Below are 12,386 nucleotides of genomic sequence, written 5' to 3'. Positions count from 1 at the left end.
GGAGTACGCCTTTACGAAGCAACATCGACGATGGCGAATTACTGACGCTTACGGCCGTATACCGCCCAGGTGATGATCACGCAGGCGATATAGAAGATCAGGAAGACTTTCATCGCGCCGGCCGGCGAGCCGGTCAGATCCAGCGAGATACCGAACGCCTTCGGAATAAAGAAGCCGCCGATGGCGCCAATGGCGGAGATAAAGCCCAGCGCCGCCGCGGTATCGGTCGCCGCCTCGCGCATCGCCTGGGCTTCGCTGCCGCCCTGGGCCTTCACCCGGTCCATGGTCAGCTTACGGAAGATCACGGAGATCATCTGGAAGGTGGAAGCGCTCCCCAGCCCGGCGGTCAGGAACAGCACCATAAACACCGCGAAGAAGGCGATGAAGTTACCGCCCTGGCCGTTGGTCGGCAGGGTCAGGAACAGCAGCGCACAGAAGACAGCCATCACCACAAAGTTGACCAGCGTCACGCGGGTACCGCCGAGACGGTCGGAGATCGCCCCGCCCATCGAACGCGCCAGCGCGCCAATAAACGGACCGAAGAAGGCGTAGTGCAGGATCTGCACGTCCGGGAACTGGGTCTTTGACAGCATGGCGAAACCGGCGGAGAAACCGATAAAGGAGCCGAAGGTCGCCAGATAGAGCAGCGCCATGATCCACAGGTGCAGGCGTTTGAGCACCGGCAGCTGTTCGCTCAGCGAGGCTTTAGAAGCGGACAGGTCGTTCATAAAGAACCACGCCGCCAGGGTGAAAATAATCAGGAAAGGTACCCAGATCCATGCGGCGTTTTCCAGATACAGCATTGAGCCGTCCGGCTGCTCGCTGCCGGTCCCGCCAAAAATGGCAAACACCGAGACCGACACCACCAGCGGCGCGACCAGCTGCATCACGCTGACGCCCATATTACCAAGGCCGCCGTTGACGCCCAGCGCCCCGCCCTGCTTCGCTTTCGGGAAGAAGAAGCTGATATTGGCCATACTGGAGGCGAAGTTGGCCCCGGCGAAGCCGCACAGCAGAGAGATGATCACGAAGACGCTAAACGGCGTGGAGGTATCCTGGACCGCAAAGCCCAGCCACACGCACGGCACAATCATGATCCCGGTACTGAACGCCGTCCAGCGGCGGCCGCCGAACAGCGGTACCATGAAAGCGTAAGGCACGCGCAACAAAGCGCCTGACAGCGCCGGCAGCGCGGTCAGCATAAACAGCTGATCGGTCGTAAACTGAAAGCCCACTTTGTTGAGGTTAACGGCAACGGCGCTGAACAACATCCACACGCAGAACGCCAGTAACAGACAGGGAACGGAGATCCATAAATTGCGGCTCGCCACATGGTGGCCGCGCTGTTGCCAGAATTCAGGATCTTCAGGCCGCCAGTCGGTAATGACCGAGCGGTTAGCCTTCTCCGGGAGGGAAGATTGACTCATAGATACCTCTGATTATTCATTTTTCCTGCCGCTACCTTAGGGGTTGCCCCGGGCGGTAAGTTGATATAAATCAAAGGAAAAGCGCGCGCTAATTTGTGCGAAAATAAACCATGCTCCGAAGTGAGTAGAGAATGGTGGGAAAAAAAGTGTGGTTTTTCACACGGCTGCCGGGATGCGTCTAACCCCTCTCCCAACGGCGCCTACCACCGACAATTAAGGAGTAACTCTTTGTGGGTATGGGTATACTCCAGGGGATAGCCGAGAATAAGCGCCACTCCCGGGGACACGACCGGTCAGGAGCCACGCATTCCATGTTAAAACGTCTTTTTACCCCGCTGACGCTGGTCAATCAACTGGCGTTGATCGTCCTGCTTGCCACCCTTACTGGCGTCGCCGGTATGGCGATCTCCGCGCGCCTGGTCAACGGCGTGCAGGGCAGCGCGCACGCCATTAACAAAGCCGGGTCATTACGCATGCAGAGCTACCGGCTGCTGGCGGCGATCCCGCTGAATGAACACGACCAAAAGCTGGTCGATGATATGACCGCCACCGTCTTCAGTCCGGAGCTGCAAAACTCCGCCCGCCGCGACGGGCAGGAGCGCCAGCTGCAGGCCCTGCAGCAGTACTGGCAGCTGGCGCTGGCTCCCGGCATGCAGCGCGCGGTCAACCAGGCGGAGGTCGCCCAGGATGTCGCCGACTTTGTCGATCGTATCGACCAGTTGGTCACCGCATTCGACCATACCACCGAGCAGCGTATCGAACGGGTGGTCTGGATCCATCGCCTCCTCGCCATCGGCATGGCGCTGCTGTTGATCTTCACCATCATCTGGCTACGCGCCCGCCTGCTGCGGCCATGGAAACAGCTGCTGAGCATGGCGCGAGCGGTGAGCCAGCGTGATTTCACCCAGCGGGCGCACATCAGCGGACGCAACGAAATGGCGACCCTTGGCATGGCGCTAAATAACATGTCGGAAGAGCTGGCGGAAAGCTACGCCGTGCTTGAGCGCCGGGTGCAGGAGAAGACCGCCGGGCTGGAACAGAAGAACGAGATCCTCGCCTTCTTATGGCAGGCCAACCGCCGGCTGCACGCCAACGCCCCGCTCTGTGAACGCATTTCGCCGGTGCTGAACGGCCTGCAGGGTCTGACGCTGCTGCGCGATATCGAGGTGCGGGTCTACGATCTGGAAGATGAAGACAACCATCAGGAGTTTACCTGCCACTCGGATAATGAATGTGACGACATGGGCTGCTACCTCTGCCCACGCAACCTGCCGCCGCTGCCGGATGGAGGAACGACGCTGAAGTGGCGGCTGTCGGATGCGCATAATCAGTACGGCATCCTGCTGGCGACGCTGCCGGTTGGCCGTCATCTCAGCCACGATCAGCAGCAGCTGGTGGATACTGTGGTTGAACAACTGACCAGCACCCTGGCGCTGGACCGCCATCAGGAGAAACAGCAGCAGCTGATCGTTATGGAAGAGCGGGCCACTATCGCCCGCGAGCTGCATGATTCCATCGCCCAGTCGCTATCCTGTATGAAGATGCAGGTCAGCTGCCTGCAGATGCAGGGCGACGCCTTGCCGGCGGAGAGCCGTCAGCTGCTGGGGCAGATACGTAACGAGCTGAATACCTCCTGGGCCCAGCTGCGTGAGCTGTTGACCACCTTCCGCCTGCAGCTGACCGAGCCGGGCCTGCGCCCGGCGCTGGAGGCCAGCTGTCAGGAGTACAGCGCCCACTTCGGCTTTACGGTGCAGCTTGATTATCAGCTCCCGCCGCGCTTTGTGCCGTCGCATCAGGCCATTCACCTGCTGCAGATCGCCCGCGAAGCGTTAAGCAATGCCCTGAAGCATGCCAGCGCGACGGAAGTGACCGTGACGGTGTCACAACGCGATAATCAGGTCCGTCTGGTGGTGGCGGATAACGGCCGCGGCGTGCCGGACCACGCCGAGCGGAGTAACCATTACGGTTTAATCATTATGCGGGATCGCGCGCAAAGCCTGCGCGGCGACTGTCAGGTTCGGCGCCGGGAAACCGGCGGGACCGAAGTGATCGTCACGTTTATCCCGGAAAAAACGTTTTCCATCCAATAAGGAGACCCCCATGAGTCAACAGGAACGGGCAACCATCCTTCTCATTGACGACCATCCGATGCTGCGCACCGGCGTGAAACAACTGATCAGCATGGCGCCGGACATCCAGGTGATTGGCGAAGCCAGCAATGGCGCGCAAGGTATCGAGCTGGCGGAGTCGCTGGATCCGGACCTGATCCTGCTGGACCTCAATATGCCGGGCATGAACGGTCTGGAGACGCTGGACAAACTGCGTGAGAAATCGCTGTCTGGCCGGGTGGTGGTCTTCAGCGTCTCTAACCATGAAGAGGACGTTGTTACCGCCCTCAAGCGCGGCGCCGATGGCTATCTGCTGAAAGACATGGAGCCGGAAGATCTGCTGAAAGCGCTGCAGCAGGCCGCCGCCGGCGAGATGGTATTAAGCGAAGCGTTAACCCCGGTGCTGGCCGCCAGCCTGCGCGCCAACCGCGCCACCTCCGATCGCGACATCAGCCAGCTGACCCCGCGCGAGCGCGACATCCTCAAGCTGATCGCCCAGGGGCTGCCGAACAAAATGATCGCCCGCCGGCTGGATATCACCGAAAGCACCGTCAAAGTGCACGTCAAGCATATGCTGAAGAAAATGAAGCTCAAATCCCGGGTGGAAGCCGCGGTATGGGTCCATCAGGAGCGAATTTTTTAAGGCGAGTCCGTCCACGAGACGCCAGGCGCGGTGAACTTGACCAGCGGCTCAGTCAGCGCCAGGACGATCTCATTGGAGGAGACGCGCTGCCCCTGTTTATCCTCTACCACCACCGACAGGCGCCAGCGGTTCGCGGCGCCCGGTTCACTGTTCCACACCGGCATAATCACGCTCCAGCCATCGGGGCTGCTGGCATCCACCGGCGGCGTCAGGCTGAGCGCCTGGGTGTCGCCCTGCCAGTGCAGCGACTTGATGCCGTGCAGACTATGGATCTGCAGCTTCAGCTGCACCGTCTCCCCGGACTGTAGATCCCAGGGCGGCGTGGCCAGGTAGACCGTCAGATTTTTGCGCTGCCGATACTCCACCACCGGCAGATTATCCCGCTCCGGGCTGTCGAAGCGGCTGCCGCGCAGCGAGTTGCTGAACGCCACCTCGTCCGCCGCCAGCTGCTGCTTGAGCGGCACGCCAAAGCGGTAGTTGAGCTTCAGGCCAACGTTGTTCTGGCTGACGCCATTTTCCCCTTGCTTATGCTTGGCGGTCACGGTGACCAGCGGGACCGGGGTATAATTGAGCCCGACGGAGACGGCCACCGGGTTATGGTAGCCTGTGCCGGTGTGAAACAGATCGACGCTGTCGCCGAAGTACTGTTCGACGCTGACGCTGGTGTTGATGTGCTCATAAAACGGCAGCCGCGCCTGGGCGGTAACGTCATACCCCGCGGCCATCCGCTGCTCCTGAGTTTGATTCTCCCGCAGCTGCCAGTCGCCCAGCGGATGATAGTAGTTCGCCGACAGGCGGAGATATTCCCCCCACGCCTCGGCGCCGACGCTGCCGCGGGCCAGACTTTCGCTCAGCACCTTGTCATAAAACGAGTTATAGCCCAGCAGCCAGCCGCCGACCCGCCAGCGCTGGCCAAGCCCAATATTGCCCACCAGATCGTTCTCGCGCCGGGTCACCGAATACTGGTTCCACGTCAGGTAGCGCTCGTTATCCTGCAATGGCACGAACCAGCTCCCTTTACTGCCGGTGAACTTCCCCTCTTTATCGACCAGCAGGTCGACATTGGCGTTGCCCCACGGCGAGAGCCAGCTCTCCAGCTGGTGGCTCACTTCATTGCCGAGTTTGTTGATGGCGAACATCTGCGCCTGCTCTCCCGCCGTCAATCCGTTATCGCTCATGCTGGCCTCGCCGAATTTCTTCGCCACTTCGGCAAAGTGTCTGGCGTCGTCATCGACCTGCGGGGCGATCCCCAAATCGGGCAAGGGATCTTCTCCCTGGGGCATAAGAGCGGTGTCGCTGGCGGTCAGCGCCCAGACGGGAGCGCCCGGCAGCAGCAGGAGAAAGATCAGGGATGGCAGCAAACGGTACGACACAGGCATCAACAGGTTTGGCGCGGGCTCGCAGAAAAAATTGGAAGATAGTTTTAGTTTATCGTTTTTTCCCTTCTCCCGCAGCCCTGCGGACAATTCCAGGAATATGCTGAAACCGGTTGGGCACATTGTCGCCCAACCACAGAAGGTGCCGCCGCGCCGTTACGCCCCGACGCGGGCCGGTTGCGCCGTCAGCAGCGCGTTGAGCTCCGGCACGCAGGAGCCGCAGTTGGTCCCGCACTTAAGCCTGGCGCCCAAAGCCCCAACGCTGGCGCAGCCGCTGGCGATGGCCTCGCCGATCGCCCGCTCCCCCACCCCAAAACAGCTGCAGACGATCCGCCCCGGCGGCGCGGCGGCGGCGTCCGGTCGGCCGCTGAGCAACGCATGGCGCCGGGCGGCATCGGACGGCGGCGCGGCGAAGGCGGCGCTTATCCCTGCGCTATCCACCGCCGGCTCGCGCGCATCGCTCCACCAGCCCAGCATCAGCCTCCCCTGATGCCACGCCAGCAGGTTCCACACCGCGCCGCCGTCTGCTATCTGCAGCTGCCAGCCGCGCTGCGCGCACCAGACGCTGAGCCACTGTCGGGCTGACGCCTCCCCGGCCAGCGAGTAGTGCAATACGCCCGCCGCCGCCCGCCGCCGCCAGTGCCAGGCCGCAGGAAACGGCAGCGGTTCGCGACAAAACAGTTCGCTATGCCAGGCAGGCTGCCAGGGGGCGATGGCCACCGCCGCCTGTTTACTCTCCGGCTGGGCGGAATGCGGGTCCGTGACGGCGGGCAGCAGATTATTCACCCGCCCCTGGCGGGCGAACTGATTGTTCCAGTGCATTGGGACAAACAGCGAGCCGGGGCGCTGGCCTTCGCTGATCGCCACTTTCGCCACCATCACCCCATGGCGCGACCAGATCCGCGCCAGCCCGCCGGCGACAAGCTGGTAGCGAACGGCGTCCTGCGGCGCCACCTCCACCACCGGCTCCGCGATATGCTGCATCAGCCGCGGCACGGCGCCGGTGCGGGTCATGGTGTGCCACTGATCGCGGATCCGCCCGCTGTTGAGGATCAGCGGATAAAAGACATCGGTTGCCGCCCGGGTCGGCTGAGGCGTCACTGGCACCATCCGCAGCCTGCCATCGCTATGCCAGCCGCGCGTGACATCCCAGGCGGCGCGGCGGCGGCTGACCGGCCAGCGTACCGGCGCCATAGCGTCCCATGCCTCGCGGCTGAGATCCGCCAGCGCGCCGATATCAAACGCCCGCTGGCCGTCGTTTTCGAAACCGGACAGCGCCGCATGCTCGCGGAAGACGTCATGCGGATGCTGCCAGGCAAACGCCTCGCGATACCCCAGCGCCTGCCCTACTCTGGCGATGATCCACCAGTCCGCTTTCGCCTCCCCCGGCGGCGGCAGGAAGCTACGCTGACGGGAGATGCGCCGCTCCGAGTTGGTGACCGTGCCATTTTTCTCGCCCCAGGCCAGCGCCGGAAAGCGAATGTGGGCGAATTGTCCGGTATCCGTCTCAGCGGCGACATCCGAGACGATCACCAGCGGACAGCCGGCCAGCGCCTGGCTCACCGCGTGGCTGTCGGGGAGCGACACCACCGGGTTGGTGCCCATGATCCACACCGCTTTCACCTCGCCGCGGCCGATGGCGGCAAACAACTCCACGGCGGTCAGCCCCGGGGTCTGCGCCAGCCGCTCGGTTCCCCAAAAGCGGGCCAGACGCTGCAGATCGTCTGGCACAAAATCCATGTGCGCCGCCAGCATCGTCGCTAACCCGCCGACTTCGCGCCCGCCCATGGCGTTGGGTTGACCGGTCAGCGAAAAGGGGCCGCAGCCTCGGCGGCCATACTTTCCGCTGGCCAGATGAACGTTGATGATGGCATTACATTTGTCGCTGCCGCTGGCTGACTGGTTAATTCCCATGGTGTAGAGGGTGATGGCCCGCGGGGCGGCGATAAAATCGCGATAGAAACCCGCCACCTCATCGGCGGGCAGGCCGCAAAAAGCCGCCACTTTCGCCACGTCCCAGCCGCGAGCGGCAGCCAGCGCCTGCGGGCCGTCGCGAAAACCGTCGACGCAGGCCCCGGCCTGCGCCAGGGCGTTAAGCAACCCCACGAACAGCCCGCCGTCGCTTCCCGGCGCCAGCGCCAGATGGCGATCGGCGATCTCGCAGGTGGCGGTGCGCCGGGGGTCGATCGCCACGATCTGCAGCCGGGGATTATCCCGCTTCGCCTGCGCCAGACGCTGGTACAGCACCGGGTGCGCCCAGGCGGCGTTCGAGCCGACCAGCACCACCAGATCGCTGTTTTCCACATCCTCATAGCTACAGGGCACCACGTCGGCGCCAAAGGCCCGCTTGTAGCCGGTCACCGCCGACGACATGCACAGCCGCGAATTGGTGTCGATGTTCGCCGCGCCGATAAATCCCTTCATCAGCTTGTTGGCGGCATAGTAATCCTCCGTCAACAGCTGGCCGGAGGCGTAGAATGCCACCGCCTGCGGACCGTGCTGGTCGATAACCTGTTGCAGGCGGGAAGCGGTCTCCGCCAGCGCCTGAGACCAGGCCACCGGCTGGCCGTCCACCTCCGGCGCCAGCAGCCGCCCCGCCAGACCCATGGTCTCCCCTAGTGCCGCCCCTTTGACGCACAGGCGGCCGAGGTTGGCCGGGTGCTGTTCGTCGCCGCGCACGCTCACCTGACCCGCGTCATCCACGCTCGCCAGCACGCCGCAGCCTACGCCGCAGTAGGGACAGGTCGTTCGGATGGTCTTCATCAGGAGGCCTCCGCTCGCGCCAGCAGCTGCTGGCTGCCCACCCACACTTTGCCGTTTTCCACTTTCACCGGCCAGGCGCGCACTGCCTGTTCACCGCCGTCGCACGGCCAGCCGTCGCGCAGGCGAATCCGCTGTTTGTACAGCGGGGAGATCACCACCGGTTCCCCGCCGACGTCCCCTAACAGCCCCCGCGACAACACGTTGGCCGCGCTGCCCGGCTCGCGGTTGTCCAGGGCATACACCCGATCGCCAAAGCGGAACAGGGCGATCTGCCGCTCCCCTAACCGGGCGCCGATCCCCGCCTGCGCCGGGATGGCGTCAAGGTCGCAAATCGCCTGCCACGGCCGGGATGGGAGTTCGCCTTCAGGCAACGCTTCAGCAGGCAACGGCTGCGGCTGACCGCGCAGATCGTGGCGCTGCACCGCCTCGTCGGGCTGGTCGCTGTTCACGAAGGAGCGGAACAGCGCCAGGCGCTGGGGATCGTTGAGCGTGGTCTGCCACTCGCACTGGTAGCTGTCGACGATGCGGGCCATCTCCTGTTCCAGCTCCTCGCCAATGCCGAGGCTGTCCTCCAGCACCACCTGCCGCAGGTAGGCCACGCCGCCCTCCAGGTTGTCCATCCAGGTGCTGGTCCGCTGCAGGCGATCGGCGGTGCGGATATAGAACATCAGCAGACGATCGATGCTGCGGATCAGCGTCGCTTCGTCGAGGTCGCTGGCAAACAGGTCGGCGTGACGCGGCTTCATTCCGCCGTTGCCGCAGACGTAGAGATTCCAGCCTTTGTCGGTGGCAATCACCCCGATATCTTTGCCCTGGGCTTCGGCGCATTCGCGGGTGCAGCCGGAGACCGCCATCTTGATTTTGTGCGGGGCGCGCAGCCCTTTATAGCGATGCTCGAGCCGCACCGCGAGCCCGGTGGAGTCCTGCACGCCGTAGCGACACCAGGTTGCGCCGACGCAGGACTTCACCGTGCGCAGCGACTTGCCATAGGCGTGGCCGGTTTCAAACCCGGCGTCGGCCAGCTCGCGCCAGATCGCCGGCAGCTGTTCCAGCCGCGCGCCAAACAGGTCGATGCGCTGACCGCCGGTCACTTTGCTGTAGAGCTGGTAACGTTTGGCGATCTGCCCGATGGCGATCAGCCCGTCCGGCGTCACTTCCCCTGCCGCCATCCGCGGCACCACCGAATAGGTGCCGTCCTTCTGAATGTTGGCGAAATAGCGGTCGTTGGTATCCTGTAGCGGCAGGTGCGCCGGCTTCAGCAGGTATTCGTTCCAGCAGGAGGCCAGCACCGAGGCCACCAGCGGTTTACAAACCTCGCAGCCGTGCCCCTGGCCGTAGCGGCTAATCAGCTGCTCGAAGGTATGGATATGGTTGACCCGCACCAGATGGTAGATCTCCTGACGCGACCACGGGAAATGCTCGCAGACGTCTTTTTTCACTTCGACGCCCTGCGCCGCCAGCTGGTGCTCCATCACCTGTTTCACCAGCGCGCTGCAGCCGCCGCAGCCGGTGGCCGCTCTGGTGCAGCTTTTTATCGCCGCCATATCCCCCGCGCCATTGTTCACCGCCTGGCAGATATCGCCTTTGCTGACGCTATGGCAGGAGCAGATCGGCGCGCTGTCGGGCAGCGCCGCCACCCCCAGCGCCTTCGGCGCGGCCCCCTCCAGCGCCGGCAGGATCAGGCTCTCCGGACGCGGCGGCAGCGCCATGCCGTTCAGCATCATCTGCAGCAGCGTGGCATAGTCGCTGGCGTCCCCCACCAGCACGCCGCCAAGCAGGGCTTTGCCGTCCTGACTGACGACGATTTTTTTGTAAACCTGCTGCGGACCGTCGGTCCATTGATAGCTCTGGCAGCCCGGCGTGCGCCCCTGCGCATCGCCAAACGAGGCTACGTCAACCCCCAGCAGCTTCAGTTTGGTGCTCATGTCGGCGCCGCTAAAGCAGGCGTCCTCTCCTGCGAGGGTGGCCGCGGCGATCCGCGCCATCTGATAACCCGGCGCCACCAGGCCGTAAATTTTATTATCCCACAGGGCACATTCGCCTATCGCCAGCACGTCCGGGTCAGTGGTGCGGCACTGGCCGTCGATGCCAATCCCCCCGCGCTCGCCAACCTGCAGCGCGCAGCCGCGGGCCAGCGCGTCCTGCGGGCGGATCCCTGCCGAGAAGACCACCATGTCGGCCGCCAGCGTGCCGCCGTCGGCAAAGTTCAGCCGCAGGCCATCGGCTTCGCGCACGATGGCGGTGGTGGCTTTGCTGGTATGCACCCCCACGCCGAGGGCGACGATCTTCTCCCGCAGCATCGCCGCCCCGCCGTTATCCAACTGGACGGCCATCAGGTTCGGGGCAAACTCCACCACGTGCGTCTCCAGCCCCAGCTGTTTCAGGGCGTTGGCGGCCTCCAGCCCGAGCAGGCCGCCCCCGATCACCACCCCGGTCTTCGCCGCGGCGGCATGGGCGGCGATACGGTCGAGATCGTCAAGGGTACGATAGACAAAGCACCCGTCGAGATCGTTGCCAGGGATCGGCGGAACAAAGGGATAGGAGCCGGTCGCCAGCACCAGTTTATCCCAGTGGGTTTCATGCCCCTCGGCGTCCCGCACCAGCCGCGCGTCGCGGTCGATCGTCGCCACCGCCTTGCCGAGGCGGAGTTCGATGCCGTGCTGGTGAAAGAAATCATCGGCCACCAGCGACAGCGATTCGGCGCTGCGTCCGGCGAAATATTCGGAGAGATGCACCCGATCGTAGGCGGCGTAACGCTCTTTGCCAAACACCACGATACGATATTGCTGATGCAGGTTGCGGCTCACGCATTGTTCGAGAAAATGGTGGCCGACCATGCCATGTCCCACCAGCACTAATACAGGTTTCGTCATCGTCATTATTCCTGCAGCCTGCGGCTGCGTTGAAGAAGGGTCAAAAAGCCAGTCCGCAGTGGCGGGCTCGTCGCTTTCCAGGCGCGCGGTGAGCGCGGCGGCGGTGGTACAGTCGCCCATCAGCAGCACGCCGCGCAGGCGGCCGCCGCGCAGCAGCAGGCGACGATAGTGCCGGTCGATGGGATCCCAGCTGGTATAGATGTCATCCTGTTCGCCGGCCTGCTGTTCGCCGACGCTAAAGAGTTCAATGCCGGTGACCTTCAGGCGGGTCCCGGCGTCCTGCCAGACAAAGCCCGCGCCGGGGGCGCCGCACAGGCGATCCGCCAGCACCTCGGCCTGGCGCAGGCAGGGAGCCACCAGCCCCCAGGTCTGGCCGTCAATTTCGCAACACTCGCCGATGGCGCTGATCCCCGGCAGCGAGGCGGCCATCTGGCGGTCAACCACGATCCCCTGCTGGCACAGCACGCCGGACTGCGCCGCCAGACGGCTGTTGGGCTGCACGCCGGTCGCCAGCACCACTCGGGCGGCGCGGAATACCCGCCCGTCCGCCAGCCGCACGCCGTCAGCGTCGATGGCGGCGATCCGGCACTCCAGCACGCAGCGAATGCCGCGCGCTTCAAGCTGCTGCCTGAGCTCATCGGCGGCAAAGGCGTCGATCAGCGGCGCCATTAAGCCGCTGCCGCGATGCAGGAGTGTGACCTCTCCGCCGCGGCGACGCAGCGCCGCCGCCGCTTCCACGCCCAGAACCCCACCGCCAATCACCACCGCCGGGCCGGGTATCGCCAGAATACGTTCCACGTCCGCCAGGGTGCGGAAGGGCATAACCTGCGGACGATCAATGCCCGGCAGCGGCGGGATAAAGGGCCGCGAGCCGGTGGCGAAAACCAGCTCGTCCCACGGCAGCCAGGCGTCAGCGATGCGCAGCCGCCGTTGCGCAACATCCACTTCATCCACCGCCTCGCCAGACCGCAGACACACCCCGTGCCGGGTGTACCACTCCGCCGGCAGCAACGGGATCTGCGATGCCGTTTTTTCGCCAGCCAGCAGCGGCGAGAGCTGGATGCGGTTATAGGCCGGGTGCGGCTCGTCGCCGACGACGGTAATGGCAAACCGCGCAGGGTCGCGCTCAACCAGCCGCTGCACCAGCCGGGTGGCCGCCATGCCGTTACCGATCACCACCAGTCGCCGCGTCATGA

6 protein-coding genes are annotated in these 12,386 nt (G+C 64.2%); 2 read left to right on the top strand and 4 right to left on the bottom strand.

What is annotated here, in order from left to right; translation table 11 throughout:
• Positions 1–38: 38 nt before the first annotated feature.
• Positions 39–1,427: a NarK family nitrate/nitrite MFS transporter gene (locus ACOI6Z_RS03730; protein WP_023290135.1), complete on the bottom strand. Its 1,389-nt coding sequence runs from the start codon at positions 1,425–1,427 to the stop codon at positions 39–41.
• Positions 1,428–1,738: 311 nt separating this feature from the next.
• Between ACOI6Z_RS03730 and narX the strand changes: the two genes are divergently transcribed.
• Together narX and narL are read left to right on the top strand one after the other, a co-directional pair.
• Positions 1,739–3,517, top strand: coding sequence for a nitrate/nitrite two-component system sensor histidine kinase NarX (gene narX / locus ACOI6Z_RS03725; RefSeq protein ID WP_050533294.1), 1,779 nt, complete (start codon positions 1,739–1,741; stop codon positions 3,515–3,517).
• A 10-nt stretch (positions 3,518–3,527) separates the two neighbouring features.
• Positions 3,528–4,178, top strand: a complete 651-nt coding sequence (gene narL / locus ACOI6Z_RS03720) for a two-component system response regulator NarL (RefSeq protein WP_002910198.1) — start codon at positions 3,528–3,530, stop codon at positions 4,176–4,178.
• Here the strand turns inward: narL and ACOI6Z_RS03715 are convergent.
• From ACOI6Z_RS03715 to nirB, 3 genes are all read right to left on the bottom strand, one after another.
• Positions 4,175–5,557, bottom strand: a complete 1,383-nt coding sequence (locus tag ACOI6Z_RS03715) for a YchO/YchP family invasin (RefSeq protein WP_110243403.1) — start codon at positions 5,555–5,557, stop codon at positions 4,175–4,177. The genes narL and ACOI6Z_RS03715 overlap by 4 nt on opposite strands.
• A 153-nt stretch (positions 5,558–5,710) precedes the next feature.
• Positions 5,711–8,317, bottom strand: coding sequence for a nitrate reductase (locus tag ACOI6Z_RS03710; protein WP_243816892.1), 2,607 nt, complete (start codon positions 8,315–8,317; stop codon positions 5,711–5,713).
• A complete protein-coding gene (gene nirB / locus ACOI6Z_RS03705) occupies positions 8,317–12,384 on the bottom strand; it encodes a nitrite reductase large subunit NirB (RefSeq protein WP_348802418.1) in 4,068 nt (1,355 codons plus the stop codon). Before nirB ends, ACOI6Z_RS03710 begins: the two co-directional genes overlap by 1 nt.
• Positions 12,385–12,386: the final 2 nt, after the last annotated feature.

The sequence above is a fragment of the Klebsiella sp. C239 genome, assembly GCF_048822715.1.
GTDB classification, from domain to species: Bacteria; Pseudomonadota; Gammaproteobacteria; order Enterobacterales; family Enterobacteriaceae; genus Klebsiella; species Klebsiella quasipneumoniae.
This window is presented reverse-complemented; position numbering and strand designations above follow the sequence as displayed.

What these genes read in the sequence shown, in the direction of transcription:
- ACOI6Z_RS03730 (WP_023290135.1), bottom strand. Translation starts at nt 1,427, where the DNA reads ATGAGTCAATCTTCCCTCCCGGAGAAGGCTAACCGCTCGGTCATTACC.
- narX (WP_050533294.1), top strand. Translation starts at nt 1,739, where the DNA reads ATGTTAAAACGTCTTTTTACCCCGCTGACGCTGGTCAATCAACTGGCG.
- narL (WP_002910198.1), top strand. Translation starts at nt 3,528, where the DNA reads ATGAGTCAACAGGAACGGGCAACCATCCTTCTCATTGACGACCATCCG.
- ACOI6Z_RS03715 (WP_110243403.1), bottom strand. Translation starts at nt 5,557, where the DNA reads ATGCCTGTGTCGTACCGTTTGCTGCCATCCCTGATCTTTCTCCTGCTG.
- ACOI6Z_RS03710 (WP_243816892.1), bottom strand. Translation starts at nt 8,317, where the DNA reads ATGAAGACCATCCGAACGACCTGTCCCTACTGCGGCGTAGGCTGCGGC.
- nirB (WP_348802418.1), bottom strand. Translation starts at nt 12,384, where the DNA reads ATGACGCGGCGACTGGTGGTGATCGGTAACGGCATGGCGGCCACCCGG.